The sequence below is a fragment of the Palleronia aestuarii genome (assembly GCF_003253995.1).
GTDB classification, from domain to species: Bacteria; Pseudomonadota; Alphaproteobacteria; order Rhodobacterales; family Rhodobacteraceae; genus Palleronia; species Palleronia aestuarii.
In genome coordinates this window covers 103,778-122,125 of record NZ_QKZL01000005.1, presented here as the reverse complement: position 1 = coordinate 122,125, position 18,348 = coordinate 103,778, and the positions used below count along the sequence as shown (strand labels likewise).

Annotated in this window: 16 protein-coding genes and 1 riboswitch; of the genes, 10 read left to right on the top strand and 6 right to left on the bottom strand. The window is 68.2% G+C overall.

The features are described from left to right. Positions 1-82 precede the first annotated feature (82 nt). The 4 genes from LX81_RS08175 to LX81_RS08160 all read left to right on the top strand — a co-directional run bounded on the left by LX81_RS08175 (position 83) and on the right by LX81_RS08160 (position 7,521). Positions 83-913, top strand: a complete 831-nt coding sequence (locus LX81_RS08175; protein WP_111536991.1) for an FAD binding domain-containing protein — start codon at positions 83-85, stop codon at positions 911-913. Further along, positions 913-3,636 (top strand): molybdopterin-dependent oxidoreductase, encoded by a 2,724-nt coding sequence (locus LX81_RS08170; protein ID WP_111536812.1) that lies wholly within the window; start codon positions 913-915, stop codon positions 3,634-3,636. Before LX81_RS08175 ends, LX81_RS08170 begins: the two co-directional genes overlap by 1 nt. Then, on the top strand, positions 3,633-5,678 hold the full coding sequence (locus LX81_RS08165) for a hydantoinase/oxoprolinase family protein (protein WP_111536811.1): 2,046 nt from the start codon (positions 3,633-3,635) through the stop codon (positions 5,676-5,678). Before LX81_RS08170 ends, LX81_RS08165 begins: the two co-directional genes overlap by 4 nt. A gap of 91 nt (positions 5,679-5,769) precedes the next feature. Beyond that, entirely contained in the window at positions 5,770-7,521 is a 1,752-nt protein-coding gene (locus tag LX81_RS08160) for a hydantoinase B/oxoprolinase family protein (RefSeq protein WP_111536810.1), read from the top strand. Between the two features lie 7 nt (positions 7,522-7,528). Here LX81_RS08160 and LX81_RS08155 read toward each other — a convergent pair whose 3' ends face one another. Further along, positions 7,529-8,227 (bottom strand): DnaA N-terminal domain-containing protein, encoded by a 699-nt coding sequence (locus LX81_RS08155; protein ID WP_111536809.1) that lies wholly within the window; start codon positions 8,225-8,227, stop codon positions 7,529-7,531. Between the two features lie 331 nt (positions 8,228-8,558). On the opposite strand from LX81_RS08155, the gene LX81_RS08150 reads away from it, so the two are divergent. The 5 genes from LX81_RS08150 (at position 8,559) to htpX (ending at position 12,691) form a co-directional block, all read left to right on the top strand. Then, positions 8,559-9,869: an AAA family ATPase gene (locus LX81_RS08150; RefSeq protein ID WP_111536808.1), complete on the top strand. Its 1,311-nt coding sequence runs from the start codon at positions 8,559-8,561 to the stop codon at positions 9,867-9,869. 77 nt (positions 9,870-9,946) lie between these two features. Continuing rightward, complete coding sequence (locus LX81_RS08145; RefSeq protein WP_308418332.1) at positions 9,947-10,930, top strand: ParB/RepB/Spo0J family partition protein; 984 nt, start codon at positions 9,947-9,949, stop codon at positions 10,928-10,930. 139 nt (positions 10,931-11,069) lie between these two features. Next, positions 11,070-11,315 (top strand): type II toxin-antitoxin system Phd/YefM family antitoxin, encoded by a 246-nt coding sequence (locus tag LX81_RS08140; RefSeq protein ID WP_111536990.1) that lies wholly within the window; start codon positions 11,070-11,072, stop codon positions 11,313-11,315. After that, the gene (locus tag LX81_RS08135; RefSeq protein ID WP_111536806.1) at positions 11,312-11,689 is read left to right on the top strand and encodes a type II toxin-antitoxin system VapC family toxin; all 378 of its coding nucleotides are present in this window, start codon (positions 11,312-11,314) and stop codon (positions 11,687-11,689) included. The genes LX81_RS08140 and LX81_RS08135 overlap by 4 nt, the downstream gene beginning before the upstream one ends. Before the next feature lie 78 nt (positions 11,690-11,767). Continuing rightward, positions 11,768-12,691, top strand: coding sequence for a zinc metalloprotease HtpX (gene htpX, locus LX81_RS08130; RefSeq protein WP_111536805.1), 924 nt, complete (start codon positions 11,768-11,770; stop codon positions 12,689-12,691). A 39-nt stretch (positions 12,692-12,730) separates the two neighbouring features. Here the strand turns inward: htpX and LX81_RS08125 are convergent, their stop codons facing one another. The 5 genes from LX81_RS08125 to thiM all read right to left on the bottom strand — a co-directional run bounded on the left by LX81_RS08125 (position 12,731) and on the right by thiM (position 16,954). Beyond that, on the bottom strand, positions 12,731-13,972 hold the full coding sequence (locus LX81_RS08125) for a cation:proton antiporter (RefSeq protein ID WP_111536804.1): 1,242 nt from the start codon (positions 13,970-13,972) through the stop codon (positions 12,731-12,733). Positions 13,973-14,077: 105 nt separating this feature from the next. Continuing rightward, positions 14,078-14,743, bottom strand: a complete 666-nt coding sequence (locus tag LX81_RS08120; protein ID WP_111536803.1) for a TenA family protein — start codon at positions 14,741-14,743, stop codon at positions 14,078-14,080. Next, positions 14,740-15,558: a bifunctional hydroxymethylpyrimidine kinase/phosphomethylpyrimidine kinase gene (gene thiD / locus LX81_RS08115; protein WP_111536802.1), complete on the bottom strand. Its 819-nt coding sequence runs from the start codon at positions 15,556-15,558 to the stop codon at positions 14,740-14,742. Before thiD ends, LX81_RS08120 begins: the two co-directional genes overlap by 4 nt. Further along, positions 15,555-16,169: a thiamine phosphate synthase gene (gene thiE / locus LX81_RS08110; RefSeq protein WP_111536801.1), complete on the bottom strand. Its 615-nt coding sequence runs from the start codon at positions 16,167-16,169 to the stop codon at positions 15,555-15,557. The genes thiD and thiE overlap by 4 nt, the downstream gene beginning before the upstream one ends. Then, positions 16,166-16,954: a hydroxyethylthiazole kinase gene (gene thiM / locus LX81_RS08105; protein WP_111536800.1), complete on the bottom strand. Its 789-nt coding sequence runs from the start codon at positions 16,952-16,954 to the stop codon at positions 16,166-16,168. Before thiM ends, thiE begins: the two co-directional genes overlap by 4 nt. Positions 16,955-16,995: 41 nt before the next feature. Continuing rightward, a riboswitch (TPP riboswitch) is annotated at positions 16,996-17,092 on the bottom strand. Positions 17,093-17,300: 208 nt separating this feature from the next. Here thiM and LX81_RS08100 point away from each other — a divergent pair. Beyond that, positions 17,301-18,107: a DUF6635 family protein gene (locus LX81_RS08100; RefSeq protein ID WP_111536799.1), complete on the top strand. Its 807-nt coding sequence runs from the start codon at positions 17,301-17,303 to the stop codon at positions 18,105-18,107. Positions 18,108-18,348 lie beyond the last annotated feature (241 nt).

The window sequence follows — 18,348 nt, the reverse complement described above, 5'->3', positions numbered from 1 at the left end:
GCGTTGACAGGATTTCCGCGCGCGCTCATCGTCGGGAAAGGATCGTATGCATACGAACGGTTTTCTCGCTGGGGAGCCTTGGATGAGCCTCTATCGCCCCGCCACCCTTTCCGATGCGCTCCACCGGCTGGGCCAGGCGCCGGCGGCCCTCGTCGCGGGCGGGACGGACCTCTATCCCGCCCTGCGCGACGCCGCCCCGCCGTCCGCGATGATCGATCTGACCGGGATCGCGGATCTCGCCGGTATCGCGCGGGACGACGGAGGCTGGCGGATCGGCGCGGCCACGACATGGACGGGGATCGTCCGCGCCGCGCTTCCGCCGCTCTTCGACGGGTTGAAGGCGGCGGCGCGCGAGGTGGGCTCCCTCCAGATCCAGAACGCGGGCACGGTCGCGGGCAATCTCTGCAACGCCTCCCCCGCCGCCGACGGCATGCCGCCGCTCCTCGCGCTCGACGCGGAGGTCGAGATCGCGGGGGCCGCCGGGACGCGCCGTATGGCGCTTCGGGACTTCGTGACGGGCGTGCGGCAGACGGCCCTTGCCCCGGGGGAGATCGTGACTGCGATCCGCGTGCCCGACCGCCCCGGGCGAAGCGCGTTTCTCAAGCTCGGCGCGCGGCGCTATCTCGTCATTTCCATCGCCATGGTCGCCGCCCGCGTGGAGCTCGATGCCGAAGGGAAGCTCGCGGAGGTCGCCGTCGCAGTCGGCGCCTGCTCTTCCGTCGCGCGGCGATTGCCGGAACTCGAGCGACGGCTCGTCGGCCGGCGGGCCGACGAGATCGCGGGGATCGTGGCAGCGGCTCCGCTCGACGGCCTCGCCCCCATCGACGACATCCGCGCCACCGCGGCCTACCGGGTGGACGCGGCACGGACGCTCGTCGCACGCGCGCTCCTGCAAGCGGCGATACTTGCCTGATGTCGCTCGACGCGCCGCCCAACCGCCTCACCTTCCGCCTGAACGGCGCGGAGGTCGCGCTCGACGCCGATCCCGCCCGCCGCCTGTCCGACGTCCTGCGGGAGGTCGCGGGCGCGCGGGACGTGAAGGTCGGGTGCAGCGCAGGCGATTGCGGCACCTGCTCCGTCCTCGTGGGCGGCGTCGCGCTCTGCGCCTGCATGGTGCCCGCGGGACGCGCGGCGGGCGCGGAGGTGGAGACAGCGGCGGGGCTTGTCGCCCGCGATCCCCTGGCCCACCGTCTCGCGGTGGCGTTCCAGGCGCGGCAGGCGGCGCAATGCGGGATCTGCACGCCGGGCATGATGGTCTCCGCGATGGCCTATCTGCGCGCGGGCGGCACGGCGGACCCCGCGGCGGTGGAGGCGGCGCTCGCGGGCGTGCTCTGCCGTTGCACCGGGTATCGCAAGATCGTCGCCGCGGTCTCGGACGTCGCCGCAGACCGGGCGCCCGACGTGCCGTCCGAGGGTTCCGTGGGCGCCCCGGTGCCACGTGTCGATGGCTGGCCCAAGGTCGCGGGGAAGGAGCTTTTCGGCGACGACGTCGCGCCCGCGGATGCGCTTCTCGCTCGCGCCGTTCGTTCGCCGCATCACCGTGCGCGCTTCGCCTTCGGCGATCTCGAAGGCTACCGCATCGCCGCGGGCCTCGATCTCGTCCTGACCGCCGCCGACGTGCCCGGAGAGAACCGGTTCGGCGTCATTCCGGGCTTCGAGGATCAACCGGTAATGGCCAGTAGGGAGGTGCGGTTCAGGGGCGAGGCGGTGGCCTGCCTCGTGGGCACTCGCGCCGCACTGGATGCGGCGCCTCCCCCACCCGTCGAGTGGACCCCCCTGCCCCATGCGCTCGAACCGGAAGACGCGGGCATAGGAGAGTCGCTCCACGCGGACCGCGCGGGCAACGTGATGGCCACGGGCCGCGTGCGGCGCGGCGATCCCGAGACCGCCCTCGCGGAGGCCGCGTATGTGGTCGAGGGGCGCTTTTCCACCGGCTTCGTGGAGCACGCCTATATCGAGCCCGAAGCCGGTTTTGCCCGACGCGTGGGCGACCGGATCGAGATCGGCTGCTGCACACAGGCCCCCTACATGAACCGCGACGGGGTCGCGCGGATCCTCGGGATCGCGCCAGAGGCGGTGCGTATCGTGCCCACGGCCACAGGCGGCGGCTTCGGCTCCAAGCTCGACCTCACCACGCAGCCCTTCGTGGCCATCGCCGCGTGGAAACTCGGCCGCCCGGTCCGCATGTGCCTCACCCGTATCGAATCCATCCAGTCGACCACCAAGCGGCATCCGTCGCGGACCCATATGCGGATCGGCGCGGATGCTGATGGACGGATCACCGGCGCGATATTCGACGGCGTCTTCAACACCGGCGCCTATGCGAGCTGGGGGCCGACCGTGGCGACGAGGGTGCCGATCCACGCCTCGGGCCCCTACCGCACGCCCGCCTTTCTCGCCACGAGCGCCGGGATTCATACCAATTGCGCCCCCGCGGGTGCCTTCCGCGGCTTCGGCGTGCCGCAATCGGCCGTGGCGCAGGAGAGCCTCTACGATCTGCTCGCCGAACGGCTAGGGATGGACCGGCTCGCCTTCCGGCGGCTCAATTGCCTGAGGGACGGCGATCCGACCGTCACGGGCCAGGTCTTCGAGACCGGCATGGGCATCGCCGCCTGCTTCGACGCGCTGGAGCCGCACTGGACCGCGGCGCTGGCGGCGGCCGAGGCGGCCAATGCCGTTCCGGGTCCCGTGCGGCGGGGCGTCGGGATCGCGGCGGGCTGGTACGGCTGCGGCAATACCGGCCTGTCGAACCCCTCCACCATCCGCGCCGGGATCACGGCCGACGGCATCGTCCGCCTGCACCAGGGGGCCACCGATATCGGTCAGGGCTCCAACACCGTCATCGCGCAGATTTTCGCCCAGGCGCTCGGCGTGCCGCTTGCCGCCGTGGAGCTCGTCGGCCCCGACACCGACCTCACCCCCGATGCCGGCAAGACCTCGGCAAGCCGGCAGACCTTCATCACCGGCAACGCCGCGCGGGCCTGCGGCGCGGCGCTCCGGACGCAGATCCTGCGTCTCGGCAATGTATCCAAAGTCGCCACGATCGTACTCGGCCCCGGTTCCATCGCGCTCGAAGAAGGCGGCACGCGGCGGCGGATCGATCTCACTGCCACCGGCGGCTCCTATGCGATCGAGGCCACGGGGAGCTACGACCCGCCCACGGGACCGCTCGACGCCGACGGACAGGGCGCCCCCTACGCGATCTTCGGCACCGCCGCGCAGATGGCCGAACTCGACGTGGATACCGAGCTCGGGACCGTGACACTCCTCAAGTTCCGCGCCGCCCACGATGTCGGGCGGGCGATCAATCCGCTGCTCGTCGAAGGTCAGGTCGAGGGCGGCATCGCGCAGGGCATCGGCATGGCGTTGATGGAGGAATTCATCCCCGGCCGGACGGAGAACCTGCACGACTACCTCATCCCAACGGTGGGCGACGTCCCGCCCATCGACACCATCATCGTCGAGAGCGGCGATCCGCACGGCCCCTTCGGGGCCAAGGGCCTGGGCGAGCATTGCCTGATCCCGACCGCACCCGCGATCCTGAACGCCATCGCGCATGCCACGGGCGCGCGGATCCACGACCTGCCCGCAACGCCCGACCGGGTGCGCGCGGCCATCCTCGCGGCCCGCGAATGAGTGCGCCGACCGGCGCCGTGGCCGGGATCGATGTCGGCGGCACCTTCACCGACCTCGTCCATTACGACCCCGCCTTGGGCGTCCGCCTCGCCAAGGTACCGACCACGCTTGAGAACCAGGCCCTGGGCGTGCTCGCCGCCCTCGATGCGGCGGGGGTGGATGCGGCGGCGCTCGACCTCATCGTGCACGGCACTACGACGACGACGAACGCGGTTCTCGAGCGGCGGCTCTGCCGTACCGGGCTCATCACCACCGAGGGGTTCCGCGACGTGCTGGAGCTCGGCCGCCGGACCCGGCCGCGCGCCTACGGAATGTCGGGCACGTTCCGCCCGCTCATCCCCCGCGACCTCAGGATCGAGATCCCCGAGCGGATGGACGCCCGCGGAGAGGTCGTGACGCCGCTCGACGAGGACGCGCTCCGCGCCGCGATGGCGCAGCTGCTCGAGGCGGGCTGCGAGGCGCTGGTCATCCATTTCCTCCACGCCTATGCCAATCCCGCCCACGAGATCCGGGCGGGCGAAATCGCGGCGGAGGTTTGGCCCGGCAGCAACGTCACGATGGGCCATGCGCTTCTCAGCGAAAGCCGGGAATTCGAGCGTGGCGTGACGGCCGCCGTCAACGCCTCTGTCCAGCCGCTCCTGCGCCGCTACGTGGAGAACCTCGCGGACCGGCTGGCCGAGCGGGGCTATGCCAACGACCTCCTCGTCATGAACGGTAACGGCGGCATGGTGTCGGCAAGGATCGTCGCGCACGAGGCCGCGAAGACGGTGATGTCGGGGCCCGCGTCCGGCGTAATGGCCGCCGCGTATACCGGGCGGCGGGCCGGGATCCCCGACCTCCTCACCTACGACATGGGCGGCACCTCCACCGACGTCGCGATGATCCGCGGCGCCGATCCGGCCGTGAGCCACGAGATCGAGATCGAATACGCGATGCCCATACACCTTCCCATGGTGGATGTCCGCACGGTGGGCGCGGGCGGCGGGTCGATCGCGCGGGTGAACGCGGCGGGCCTGCTGGAGGTCGGACCCGAAAGCGCCGGCTCCGTCCCCGGCCCGATCTGCTACGGCCGCGGTGGGACATTGCCCACCATCTCCGACGCGAACATGCTGCTCGGGCGGATGGATCCCGCGCGGCTCGATGCCACGCCGGAGCGGGTGACGATGGAGGGCATCGCCTCCGCCTTCGCCGCGCTCGGGGCTTCGCTTGGGCTCGACGCCACGCAGGCCGCGGCGGCGGTCCTTATGATCGCCAACGCGAAGATGGCCGATGCCGTGCGGATGGTCTCGATCTCCCTGGGCGAGGATCCCCGCGATTTCGCCCTCTTCGCCTTCGGCGGCGCCGGCCCGCTCCACGCCACGGCCATCGCGCGGGAATTGGGCGTGCCGCGCGTCCTCGTCCCGGCGCGGCCCGGGATCACGAACGCCCTGGGATGCGTGGTGGCCGATCTGCGCCACGACTTCGTCAACACGGTCAACCGGCCCCTCGACGCGGTCGACATCGAGGCGGTGCACGCGCTCTTCGCGCAGCAGATCGAGGCGGGCCGCGCGGCCATCGCGGCGGAACGGGTGGCGGTTTCGGACGTCCGCATCCTCTCCTCCGTCGACATGCAGTTCATCGGCCAGACTCACCTCCTGCGGGTTCCGCTCGAAACCCCGAGCCCCAGCCTGGAGACGCTCCGTGACCTTTTCTCGGCCGCCTATTTCCGCCGCTTCCAGGTGGAACTGCCGGAGATCCGGCCCGCCCTGGTCAACGTCAACACCTCCGTGATCGGGCGACGGCCGGAGATCGACCTCGCCGCGCTGATCGACTCTGCGGGACGTCGGGCGACGCTCGCGGAGGCGAAGACCGGGACGCGCCGCGTCTGGTTCGACGGCTGGCGGGTGGTGCCGGTCTACCGGCGCGAACACCTCCCCGCTGACGCGGTCCTCGAGGGTCCCGCCATCGTCGAGCAGATGGACACCACCCTCGTCCTTGGCCCCGGCGAACGCGCGAAACAGGACACGGACGGCAACCTCGTCGTCACGCTGGGGTCGGCGTGACCCCCTCCCCTTCCCCCGCCAGTCAAACCAGGCGCCAGGCGCCCCGGCCCCCGAGCCGGGGCCTCGCGCCCCCTGCCCCGCGGAGAGCCGCATGAGCCTCGATCCCGTCACCCTGTCGGTCATCCAGTCGGGTCTGCAGCAGGTCTGCGACGAGATGGACCTCTCCTTCTCCCGCGCGGCCTTCTCTCCCGTCATCGCGGAGGCGAACGACCGATCCGACGGCATCTATTCCGCCGTGGACGGCAGCCTGATCGCGCAGGGCTCCCAGGGCCTGCCGGTCTTCGTCGGCACGATGCAGGCCTCCACGGCGACGCTCATCGAGATGATCGCCGACGGACGGGTCGCGGCGCCCGAGCCCGGCGACGTCTACATCGTCAACGATCCCTATCTCGGCGGCACGCATCTCATGGACGTGCGCTTCGCCATGCCGGTCTGGCGCGACGGCGCGATCTTCTGCTGGCTGTCGAATACCGGGCACTGGCCCGATACCGGGGGCGCGGTGCCCGGTGGCTTCTCCGCCTCGGCCACCGCGGTCGAACAGGAAGGCCTCCGCCTGCCGCCCGTCCGCCTCTTCAAGCGCGGGACGCTCGATCCGGAGATCTACGCGATTATCTGCTCCAACATCCGCGTGGCCGACCAGCGGATCGGTGACGTCAAGGCGCAGGCCGCCGCGCTCTATGTCGGGCGGGCGCGGCTCGAGCGGCTACTCGACCGCTACGGCGACGCCACAGTGACCGAGGCAATCGCCGAGCTGCGCCGACGCGCCGCCGAGCAGATGCGCGCCAACGTGGCGCTGATCGCGCCCGGCACGTATCGTGCCTCCGCCTGGATCGACAGCGACGGCGTGGTGGACGAACCGCTCGAGATCCGGCTTGCCGTTACCGCGCATGGCGACAGGCTGACATTCGACTTCACGGGCTCCTCGCTGCCCTGTGCTGGGCCGATGAACTCCGTCATCGCGACGACCGTAAGCTCGGTCTATCTCGCCATGCGCCACATCTTCCCCGACGTGCCGATCAGCGCGGGCGCCTTCGAGCCCCTCGAGATCCTGCGCCCCGAGGGGACGTTCCTCGACGCGCGCTATCCCCGCCCCGTCTCAGGTTGCGCGGCGGAGGTGAGCCAACGCATCGCGGAGGCCGTCTTCGTGGCCCTCGCCCCTGCCCTGCCGGACCGGATCACCGCTGCGCCCGCCGGCACGTCCGGCAACTTCGCCCTCGGCGGAGAGATCGCCCAGGAGGGCCGCTCCTACGTGATGTACCAGATCTCGGGCGGCGGCTACGGCGGCTTTGCGGGCGGCGACGGCATTTCCAACGGCTGCTCCACCATCGGCATCTCGAAGGCGCCACCTGTGGAGATCATGGAGCAGCAATTCCCTGTCCTCTACCGCCGCTACGCGCTGCGCGAGGGGTCTGGCGGGGCCGGCACGCATCGCGGAGGGTTCGGTCTCGACTACGAGGTGGAACTCCTGCGGGGAACGGCGCTGGCGAGTTTCGTGATGGATCATGGCCGGACCGGGCCGCAAGGCATCTTCGGCGGCGCCGACGGAACGGTTAACGAAGTCCGGATTAGCCGCAACGGGGAGACCTTCGTGCCCCCGCACCTCTCGAAGGCCCAGAACATCCCCCTCCTGCCTGGCGACAGGGTCCGCGTGGGCACACCCGGCGGAGGGGGCTATGGCGAACCATGGAAACGCGACCCGGTCGCCGTCGCGGAGGACGTCCGGCTGGGGTATTTCTCGACGATTGCGGCGAGCGAACTCTTCGGCGTGGTTATCGACGAATTCGGAGCCATAGACATCGCTGCAACGAAGGCTAAGCGAAATCGTATCGAAGGGGTGCGTTGACGTAAGGTCAATCTGCCTCGACGGCACGGCTATCCCCGACGATCTCGACCCGCCGCATCGGGCCGATCTCCGCCTCGATCGCGGCATCCAGAACCGGTCCGAGACGAGTCTTCACATAATGGGCCATGAACCGCGACGGTGCGCGGAGCGTGACGCAGCAGCCGGTATCCGAGACGTAATCTAGAGGCGCAATCCAGTGTTGGTAGATTGCGGGATCGTGTCGCCTAAGCCGGTCACGGACGGCGCCCCATGGACTTGTCGTCTTTTCTTCCGGGATCGGGGTCGGCGTTTGTAGGTTCTCCGCAGCGGTGACCGGATGCTCGGCCAACATCCTTTCCGTGAAGTCGGGGCCGATCAATGGCCAGAATTGCGCGCTTCGGTGCCAAATTTCGGAGAGGTCCAGTCGGTAGGCCCCGACCCGGCCCCGTGACGGTGCGCGGGACCGGATCACCAGCCGCTCCGCGATCCATGTCCGGACTTCGCGTTTGGCTGTCCGCTCGGTCACGCCCCAAATCCGCGCCATCTCCGCCTGACCGATCGAGAGTTCGTTCGCTTTCCAATTGTATCGCGCTGTTACCACCGAAAGCAGCCGGAGCAGGGATATCCGCATCTGTCGCGGGCCATGTAGTCCGAGGAGGCTCAGGGCGGTCAGGAGGTCGTATTTTCTCGCGCCGGCCTGCGGACCGGTCAACGGTTTGATGAACATGCTCGTCCCGCGTTATCTTTGGTTCGACGTCTTCGGCGCCGATTCCCGTTTCTGGATACAGCAAGCCGTGTTTCCCGCTTTCTGTCAATCCCCGGAGAAAGACGGGATTACTGATCCTCACTCTTATTCGAAGAAATCGGTGAATTTGGTGAAGGGGGACGCCTATATGTCCCCCAATCAGCCCTTCTCTGTCCCCCGCATTCTAAAGAACACCTGAATTTTCCCGTTATTGCTTAGTCGGCTTCGAAAACGCGGTAATCCGTTTTCGCGGTTTTATGGTTTTAGAAATCGCGTTATTCCTTGGCAGGAGCAGAAATAACAAGAGATCGCCATGAGAGACCATACCGATCTGCAGCAGATGAACGAGCGCAGCCTGTCGCAACAGGCTGCCGTGCGCCGCGCGACCTTCAGTCCGGGAGAGGTCAAGGAGCTCAGGGCCTTCTCGATCTGGGAGATCAGCCAGTTCATGTTCGATATCCCGGCCGATACACTGAGAAAGAAACTCGCCGATGATCCCTCCCTTCCCCAGGGGGAGACCGAGGCCGATGGGCGTCAGCGTTGGTTCACTCTGCAGGAGATCATCCAGCTGCGCCGTCGTCTGCGGTTCCGCGGCAAGCCCCTCCTGCCCGAGCGTCCGAAGGGGCGCGCGATGCGGGTCGCTGTGTCGAACTTCAAGGGTGGCGTCGGCAAGACGGTCGTGGCTCAGCACCTCGCCCACGCCTCTGCCCTCGACGGCTACCGCGTCCTTTGCATCGACTTCGATCCGCAGGCGACGTTGACGCACTCTATGGGCCTTGTCGAGGTCCGTGAGTGGAACACGGTCTGGGGCATCATGTGCCGCGATCTCTGCCGGGAAGCCGACCGGATCACGGCCTCCTACGACGATCCCGACGATTGCCCCTACCCCTCCGCCGACGAGCTGCCGGAGGATGTTCAGTCGATCGGCGCGCAGCGGTTCCAGGACTTCATCCAGCCCACGTGCTGGCCCACGATCGACATCATTCCGTCCTGCGCCAACGCGGCCTTCGTGGAGTTCGCCTCCGCGCAATACCGCGCGCTGCACAAGGCCTGGAGCTTCTTCGGCTGCGTGGCCCGCTATCTCGATGAATTGCCCGACGACCAGTACGACGTGATCATCTTCGATTGCCCCCCGGCGATCGGCTATCAATCCCTCAACGCCGCCTTCGCCTCCGACATCCTCTATATCCCGTCGGGCCCGGGCTATTGGGAATACGACAGCACGACGAGCTATCTCGGGCAGCTCGGGGACGCGATGGCAGACATCTCGGAGGGGTTCTCGGGATTGGCGGAGGATGCCGGGCTCGATCTCCCGAAGCGTTTCCGTGACATCCGTCTTTTGATGACGCGGTTTGAGGCGAGCAATCCGCTTCACGACGCGATGCTCGATGCGTTCCGCAATGTGTTCGGCGCGGATGTCTGCGCACATCCCGTCGAGATGACCCGTGCTGTGGAGCAATCGGGGCGGTTCCAAATGTCGGTCTACGAGCAAGATTATCGCCATATGACGCGGGAGACGTGGAAGCGCGCACGCCAGAGCTTCGACCGGTCCTACCAGGAGTTCAAGGCGACGTTGCTGACGGCCTGGAAGGCGAACGTGAAGGAAGAGGAGCGTGCACTATGAGTTCCAGAAACAAGTTCGGTTTTGGCCCGCTCGATCCGGGTTCGACGGCCTCTCGTCGGGATCGTGGCGTCGGGCCGATGGGCGCCGCGGTACGCGAGGCGGCCGAGGACCTTCACGCCAGCACCGAGGCCAAAGTGGAGCAGCGGCGGCGGAACGCGGAGGATGCGAAAGCCTTCCGTGCCGCGCGCGAAGCCGGTCGGGTCCTTGTGTCGCTGCCGCTCGACCGGATTGGAACGGACGATCTTCCGCGTGACCGTCTGGAACTCGAAGCCGTCGCGGTCTCCGACGAGATGGAGGAATTGAAGGCATCGATCCGGGCGCGTGGCCAGAAGGAGCCGATCGAGGTCTACGAGGACGAGCTGGGTGGCTACCAGCTCAAGAAGGGCTGGCGGCGTCTGACGGCGCTGCGGCAGCTGCATGTCGAGACTGGGGACAGATCGTTTTCCGAGGTCGTCGCACGGATCGAAGCGGGTGAGTCACAGCGTATCGCGCGTTATATCGACATGGTTGAGGAGAACGTCGTCAGGGAGGATTTGACCTTCGCGGAGATGGCTCAGGTCGCCATTACTGCCGCTGCCGATCCGGGTACGGGTGAGGGCGATGCGGATGCGATGGTCGGGCGGCTCTACACGGCACTGCACAAGACCAAGCGTTCCTACATTCGCAGCTTCGTATCCGTTCTCGAAACCTTGGGGGACGACCTCCGGTGGCCCAAGGCGGTCAAGCGTGATCTCGGGGTCGAGGTTGCGCGCACGCTGAAGGGGTCGTCCGATATTCCGGCGCTGCGCACGGCGCTCTCTGGCTGTAGCGATCCGGAGGCCCAGAACAGGATCCTTGGGGAGTTCGTCAGCGTATCGAAGCGCAGCACCACGCCTGATCGACCCGCCGCCTCGCGCCCGAAGCTCGAATTTCATCTAGGCGCGACGAAGGTGACTGCTCGACAGGGGGAGTGCCGGATCGTCAGCCAGGATAACTTTGCTGAGATTTCACGCGAGCGTTTAGAGCGCGCCGTCAAAGCGTTCGAGCGGGAGCTGCGAGCGGGATCCGGCGGGAAGTCCTGAGATAGTCGGGCGTTACCGAGCGGTAACCGGCGGGATCCTGTCGGTTACCGCTCGGTAACGGCCTACATACTGGTTCGCCGCGATCATTCTTGCAATAAGTCGCATTATGACCTACATCATGACCAACATGGAGTATGAGATGCAGGTATCCATCGCCGACGCCAAGGCAAGTTTCGCCGAACTGATCCGCCGGGCGGAGGCGGGCGAGGAGATCGAGCTTACGCGGTATGGCCGTCCTGTTGCCCGGCTAGTGCCGAACGCCATGACTGGTCGGGGCAGGGGGCTCGTGGGGTGTCTCGCGGGACGGTTCGACGCTCCCGACCTCTATGACGGCGATGCGGAAATCGCAGCGCTGATTGGGGATGGCCCGATCGCGCCGCGATGAGGCTCCTTCTTGATACCCATATCCTGCTATGGGCGGCCCTTGACGACGCGCGGCTTCCCGCGGGGATCCGCGAGGTGCTCACGGCCCCCGGAACGGAGCTCCATGTCAGCGCGGCCTCCGTCTGGGAGGTGGCGATAAAGCGCTCGATCGGAAAGCTGTCCGTACCGGACGACCTCTTCGACACCGTCCGGGCGGAGGGGGTCGTTCCGCTTGCCATCACCTGGGCGCATGCCAGAGCCGCCGGGAGGTTGCCGCGGCACCACGCGGATCCGTTCGACCGAATGCTGATCGCGCAGTCCCGGCTGGAAGGGCTTCGACTGGCCTCGGCGGATGCGCAGATATCGCTCTACGACGTCGATCTGTTGAGCGGCTGACCGCCGGGCAGAGCGCTTTGCGGGGCCCCGATCCCTCCCTATATGAGTTCGGTTCGGACGGATGGACAGGGATCGGTGATGGGATACGTCAAGACAGGCATATTGATGGCGGCGATGACCGCGCTCTTCATGGGGCTCGGCTATCTCCTAGGCGGGTCAACGGGGATCGTGATCGCCTTCATCGCTGCGGCCGGGATGAACGTCTTCTCGTGGTGGTCGTCGGACAAGATGGTGCTCCGGATGCACAACGCGCGGCCAGTCGCGCGCGGCGATCGCAGCGGCATCTACGATCTCGTGGCCGATCTGGCGAAAAACGCCGGGCTGCCCACGCCTGCGGTCTACATCCTCGAAACGGAGCAGCCCAACGCCTTCGCCACCGGGCGGAACCCGGAGAATGCGGCCGTCGCCGTGACGACGGGCCTTATGCGTTCGTTGAGCCGGGAGGAGATCGCGGGCGTCATCGCCCACGAGCTCGCCCATATCCGCAACCGCGACACGGCGATCATGACCGTGACGGCGACATTCGCCGGTGCGATCTCGCTTCTTGCGAACTTCGCCTTCCTCTTCGGTGGGCGACGCGAGAACGGCATGGGGATCGTGGGCACGCTCGCGATGATGATCCTCGCCCCGCTCGCCGCGGCGCTCGTCCAGATGGCGATCAGCCGGACGCGTGAATACGCCGCCGACAAGGCTGGCGCGGAGATCTGCGGCCATCCGCTCTGGCTCGCTTCCGCGCTCGAACGGATACAGGTCGGCGCGTCGCGGATCGACAATCACGCGGCGGAGCGCAATCCGGCGACGGCACACATGTTCATCATCAATCCGCTGCACATGCACGGGCACGACAACCTCTTCTCCACCCACCCTGCGACGGAGAACCGGGTGGCAGAATTGCGACGGATGGCGGAGGCGGGCGTGGGCGCCCGCGCACGGGCCGAGACGGTCGCCTCCCGCGTTCCGTCCACCGGCAAACGGTCCCACCCGAAGGGACCCTGGAGCTGAACCGATCCGCGATGCGGCGGGGCAGGGGAGGGGGCCTGCTCAGTCGTCGAGCTTGTCCATCGCGCGTCCCACGGTGAAGCCGTGGAGCAGGGTCGAAAGCAGGATGGTCAGCCCCACCAGCGACCAGAGCTGGTCCTCGTTCACGAACTCGATATGGCTACCCGCGTAGCAGAGGTAGTAGATCGAGCCGATGCCGCGGACGCCGTAGACGGCGACGACGAGCCGGTCGCGCCCGCGCAGCCGACTGCCCATGAGCGAAACCCAGGCGGCGCCGGGCCGGATCACGACAATGAGCAGCAGCGCGATGAGGAAGTGGGTCCAGTTGAGGTCGGCGAAGAGCAGCGGCAGGACGCCCCCGAGGGCCACGAGGAGCAGCGCCATCAGCGCGTGTTCCACCGTCTCGCAGAAATCGTGCAGCGCGCGGTGGAAGACATGCTCGCTCTCCACGCGGCGCAGCGTCAGCCCCATCACGGCGACGGCGATGAACCCGTAACCCTCTGCGAGTTCCGTCGCGCCGTAGCAGAGTAGCACGCCCGCGAGCGCCACGATGCCAGAAGCGGTATCGGCGAGCACCGCTCTCCGCGGGATCGCGAAGAGCACCTTGCCGAGCGCCCAGCCCGCGACGATGCCCGCCGCGGTGCCCATCGCGGTGCGGTAGAGAAGGTCGATCCCGATCCAGGTCGCGCCCCAGTCGCGGATTCCCACGCCCTCGATGGCGACGAGCAGTCCCAGATAGACGAAGGGAAAGGCCAGCCCGTCGTTCAGCGCTGCCTCCGTCGTCAGGGTGAAGCGGACCGGATGCTCGATCCCCTCATGCGGAGGTCCGACCTGCACGTCGGCGGCAAGGACGGGGTCGGTCGGGGCCAGCACCGCCCCGAGCAGGATCGAACCGGCCACCGTCATGCCGACGAGCGAATGGCCCATCACCGCCACGGCGGCGATGGAGAGCGGCATGGCGAGCACGAGCATGCGGGCCGTCGGTCCCCAGAGGGAGCGGGTCAGAGGTGAATCGATCCGCAGGCCGGTGGCGAAGAGGGCGACGATCACCGTGATCTCGCTCGCACGCTCCCAGACCAGCGGCTGGGATCGCGGATCGGGCAGCAGGGCGATGTCGGGAACGGCCCAGTGGCAGAGCATACCGAAGAGGATCAGGAGCGGCGGCGCCGCAGGCTCCCGGTTCGACACGAAGCGCGGCAGCCAGTAGGCCATCAGGACCACCGCCCCGATCAGGACGAGAAGGAGGTGGTAGGGCGCGAATTCGAAGAATGGCTCGTTCGGCATCGGCTCCCCCTCGGTCGGGCCCGCGACACGGCCGCCGGCCCCCGAGGTGTAAGCGAATTTACCCTGCCGTCAAAGCCTTGCCCCGATCCGCGTGCCGGGCAGGCCTCACGGCGCGGGCCATGCCTCCTCGTGATAGGCGCTGTGCCAGAACATCCATTCGTGCCAGACGGAGGCGGCATAGGCCGCCTGCATCGCCCGGCGCAAAGGCGCGTCGCCCGCGGCCGCGAGGCGATCGGTGAGCGCGAGCATGGCCCGCACCGCCTCGCCGAACTCTTCTCCGGCATAGGTGTCGATCCAGGCGCGGTAGGGATGATCCTTCACGGCTGTATCCTGGATCGCATGGCCCACGTCGTAATAGATCGAGAAGCACGGCAGGAGCGCCGCGACCGCGACCGGGAACGGATCGATCGCGGCGGTGCGCAGCAGGAAGTTCACGTAATGGTCGCAGGCACGCGAGGGCGGCGTCGCCTCGTACATCTCCGGCGTCACCCCGTAGAGTTCCATGTAGTGCCCGTGCAGGCCCCGCTCGACCAGGATCGCGCCGTTGGCGCTCCCGGAGAGCTGCGCGATCGCGGGCGGATCGGAGGCGCGGGCGGCGGCCATGGCGAGGCCGCGCGCGAACCCTTCGAGGTAATGCGCGTCCTGCACGATGTAGCCGCGAAAGACCTCCGGCCGCAGCGCGCCGCTCGCGAGATCGGCGTTGAAGGGCATCGTCAGGATCGTCTCCTGCAGCGTGGCTGTCGCGGCCTTGGCCTCATCGGTGAAAGTCATCTCGGTCCTCCGTGATCGTCGCGCCAGAGCGCGTGGAAATGATGGGTGGGCCCATGCCCGCTCCCGACCGAAAGCGCGCTCGCGGCGGCGATGGCGGCACTGACATAGGCTTTCGCGCGCTCCGCCGCCTCGGGCAACTCGCGCCCGTGCCCGAGTTCGGTCGCGAGCGCGGAAGAGAGCGTGCAGCCTGTCCCGTGGGTGTTGCGTGTATCGGTCCGGGGCGCAGAGAGGACCATCTCTCCCGTCTCCGTCAGAAGGAGGTCGATGGCGTCCTCTCCGTCGAGATGGCCGCCCTTCATCAGGATCGCGGCAGGCCCGAAGCCGCGGAGCGCGTGGCCCTGCGACCGCATCGCCTCGATATCGCGCGCGGGGCTCTCGCCCAGCAGATCGCCCGCTTCGGGCAGGTTCGGCGTCAGGAGCGTCGCGCGGGGCAGAAGCTTCTCGCGCAGCGCCCCGACGGCCTCTTCCTCGAGCAGCCGGTCGCCCCCCTTGGCCACCATGACCGGGTCGAGAACGATGGGCGCGTCGAGCCCCTCAAGCGCCGCGACGACGGCCACGATCACCGACGCGTCGCCGAGCATGCCGATCTTCACGGCATCGATGCGGATGTCGTCCCGGATCGCCGCGATCTGCGCCGTCACCATTCCGGGGTCGACCGGCTGGACTCGCATGACGCCGCACGTGTTCTGCGCCGTGAGTCCGGTGAGCGCGGCCATGGCATAGCCGCCATTGGCCGAGATCGCCTTGATGTCGGCCTGGATGCCGGCGCCGCCCGAGGGATCGGATCCGGCGATGGCGAGAATGTTGGGGATCATGTCTTCCTCCATTGTGCGAAGATGGCCCGTGCAGCGCGTTCCGGGTCCGGAGCGCGGGAGATGGCGGAGACGACGGCCATCCCCGCGCAACCGCTTCGCCGCACCGCCCCCGCATCCTTTGCGGCAAGTCCGCCGATCGCGAGGCAGGGCAGGGGGGTCGCGGAGACGATCCGGGCCAGCCCTTCGAACCCGATCGGGACCGCGTGGTCGGGTTTGGAGGCCGTGGCGCGCACGGGACCGATGCCGAGGTAATCGACCGTACCGGGCGGGATCGCGCCGATCTGATCGACCACCTGCACGGAAAGGCCGAGGATCATGTCGCGGCCGATCCGGTCGCGGATCGCGCCGATATTTCCATCCCCCTGTCCGACATGGAGCGCGGGGGCGCCAAGGGCGCGGGCAATCTCCACGCGGTCGTTGACGACGAGCTTCGCGCCATGGGAAGCGATCCGCTCCGCGATCTCTCGGGCGAGGGCCGCAAAGGCATCGTCGGGCAGCGTCTTGTGGCGCAGCTGGATCCAGCTTGCGCCCCCGCGCGCCGCGGCCTCCGCCTGATCGGGCAGGGAAAGGGGGGCGTCGGCATCGGTGACATAGCAAAGCGCCGGGATCATGCCGGATCGATCCGGGCACGGGCATCGAGCGTGCCGGGCTCCATCGCGTGGAGCGCGTCGAGAAGGTTGACCTGCAGGCTGCCCGGACCCCGCGCGCCTTCGGCCGCGATCTCGCCCGCGACGCCGAAACAGGCGAGGGCGGCGAGCGTCGCCTCGAAGCGGGGGCCGCCCGCGACGAAGGCCGCGACGAGCCCGGTGAGTGCGCAGCCGAGCGCAGTCACCCGCGGCATCAGGGGATGACCGTTCGCGACCCGCGCGGCCCGTTCGCCATCGGTCACGAAATCGACGGGACCGGTGACGGCGACGACCGCGCCGGTCCGCCCGGCAAGCGCGCGCGCCGCGTCTTCGGCAGCGGCAACCGCGTCGCTCGCATCCGCGCCCCGGCCCTGGCTCTCCAATCCCGCGAGCGCGCGGATCTCGGAGGCGTTGCCACGGATCACGCAGGGCCGTTCCGCGAGCAGTCCCCGGGCGGTCTCCTGCCGGAACGCCGTCGCACCGACGGCCACGGGGTCGAACACCCAGGGCGTGCCGGCCGCCCGCGCCGCGGCGGCGGCAAGCGGCATGGCCTCCGCCGTCCGGCCATCGATCGTCCCGATATTGATCGCGAGCGCATCGGCCATCGCGGCGAAGCCCGGCGCTTCCTCCCGCGCATGGACCATCGCCGGAGACGCCCCGGCGGCGAGAAGCACGTTGGCCGCGACGTTCATCGCCACGTAGTTCGTGATGTATTGCACGAGCGGTGCATCGCGGCGCACCCGCTCGAGATGGCGGGATGGATCGTCCATTATCACCTCCCAATGACGGGGAGGGACGATGGACCGCGGCTCGGGTCCGTGTCGCGCCTTCCTCCGCCGGTATGATCCGGTTCAGGTTCAAAGGGTGCGTCTCAACCCGGCGGTCGCCGGATGCCCCTGTCGCATCGGAAGGCGTTTCATGCCCTGTCGGCGTTGTCAATCTCTGCCCGCAGGGTCGGTCACGTGCATGACCCTCTCCGTCCGCGCGGCTCTGGTCGGACCGGGCAATCTCGCGCATCCTGCGCGCGGTGGGTGACGCATGGAGGGGATTCGTGGCGCCGACGATCCGACGGATGAACGAAGCCGACCTGATCCGTCCCGTGCCGGAGTGAGGACCGTGGACGAGAAGAAGGCGGCGGCCGCGATTGCCGTTCGGGAGGATATCGACGCCTTCGTCGCGCGACATTTTCGGCTTGCCGGGACCTTGCGTCTGCACAGCGCGGCGCTCGGCTGGGACCTCTTGCGCGCGCCGCTTAACGTGGCGCTCGCACCCGTCTATCTGCTGACGGGGATCGCGGCGCTCCTCGCACGGCTCGTCCGTCTCCGGCGGCTCGGCGATTGGCTCGCCGCGCGGCGCATCCTGCTGCCGACTTCCGTGTCGCGGGCGGTCCAGTCGCGGATCGAGGCGGAGCTCTTGAAGGCCGCGCCCCTCTCCGAAGAAAGCCGCCGGATCATCGCCGACTACACCGCCGTGCGTTCCGCGGTGGCGGAGATCACGACATCGCTCATCGTCCTCTCCGCGGGGCTCGCGCTCTTCGGCACGGCGACGCCGGGCATCGCGTCGCTCGCGCCGTCCGTATCGGAATACGTCGTTCATGCCTCGGCGGTGGAGAACTTCCCTCTCGGCGTCCGGCTCGGACGGGTCTGGTATGGCACGTTCCCGGTCAGCCAGCCGCTCTGGTTCGTGCTCGCGACGGGTTTCGGGCTCGCGATGATCGCCTCGGTCGTGACCACCTTCGCAGGCATCATCGCGGATCCGGTCCAGGCGAGGCTCGGCATCCATCGCCGTCGCCTCCTGACCTTGATGACACGTATCTCGGCGACGGAGGGTCGCCCCGCGGGGATCGCGCCCGAACATATCCTCGCCCGCTTCGCCGACCTCACCGACGCCGCGATCAGCGCGCTGCGCTTCTTTCGGCCGTGAGGCCCGCGGCGTCCGTCAGGCGCGCCGGTCGTCTCGCCGCAGAAAATATTGCCATGATCCGCTCGTCTTTGCCCATAACGACCATTTGGTTAGCCGACTGTCAGCAAGAGGCAATTCGGCGGCGACTTCCCGGTAAGTGCTATCGCGGGAGTGATGGAGCGGCGGCGGTCAGGATCGTGTTCGAACGATGAACTTTGTCCAAGATCACATCCTGAACATAACGTGCCCAAGCCCACATCCT

Bases quoted from the DNA above. Each gene is read 5' to 3' on its own strand.
- LX81_RS08175 (WP_111536991.1), top strand. From the start codon at position 83: ATGAGCCTCTATCGCCCCGCCACCCTTTCCGATGCGCTCCACCGGCTG.
- LX81_RS08170 (WP_111536812.1), top strand. From the start codon at position 913: ATGTCGCTCGACGCGCCGCCCAACCGCCTCACCTTCCGCCTGAACGGC.
- LX81_RS08165 (WP_111536811.1), top strand. From the start codon at position 3,633: ATGAGTGCGCCGACCGGCGCCGTGGCCGGGATCGATGTCGGCGGCACC.
- LX81_RS08160 (WP_111536810.1), top strand. From the start codon at position 5,770: ATGAGCCTCGATCCCGTCACCCTGTCGGTCATCCAGTCGGGTCTGCAG.
- LX81_RS08155 (WP_111536809.1), bottom strand. From the start codon at position 8,227: ATGTTCATCAAACCGTTGACCGGTCCGCAGGCCGGCGCGAGAAAATAC.
- LX81_RS08150 (WP_111536808.1), top strand. From the start codon at position 8,559: ATGAGAGACCATACCGATCTGCAGCAGATGAACGAGCGCAGCCTGTCG.
- LX81_RS08145 (WP_308418332.1), top strand. From the start codon at position 9,947: ATGGGCGCCGCGGTACGCGAGGCGGCCGAGGACCTTCACGCCAGCACC.
- LX81_RS08140 (WP_111536990.1), top strand. From the start codon at position 11,070: ATGCAGGTATCCATCGCCGACGCCAAGGCAAGTTTCGCCGAACTGATC.
- LX81_RS08135 (WP_111536806.1), top strand. From the start codon at position 11,312: ATGAGGCTCCTTCTTGATACCCATATCCTGCTATGGGCGGCCCTTGAC.
- htpX (WP_111536805.1), top strand. From the start codon at position 11,768: ATGGGATACGTCAAGACAGGCATATTGATGGCGGCGATGACCGCGCTC.
- LX81_RS08125 (WP_111536804.1), bottom strand. From the start codon at position 13,972: ATGCCGAACGAGCCATTCTTCGAATTCGCGCCCTACCACCTCCTTCTC.
- LX81_RS08120 (WP_111536803.1), bottom strand. From the start codon at position 14,743: ATGACTTTCACCGATGAGGCCAAGGCCGCGACAGCCACGCTGCAGGAG.
- thiD (WP_111536802.1), bottom strand. From the start codon at position 15,558: ATGATCCCCAACATTCTCGCCATCGCCGGATCCGATCCCTCGGGCGGC.
- thiE (WP_111536801.1), bottom strand. From the start codon at position 16,169: ATGATCCCGGCGCTTTGCTATGTCACCGATGCCGACGCCCCCCTTTCC.
- thiM (WP_111536800.1), bottom strand. From the start codon at position 16,954: ATGGACGATCCATCCCGCCATCTCGAGCGGGTGCGCCGCGATGCACCG.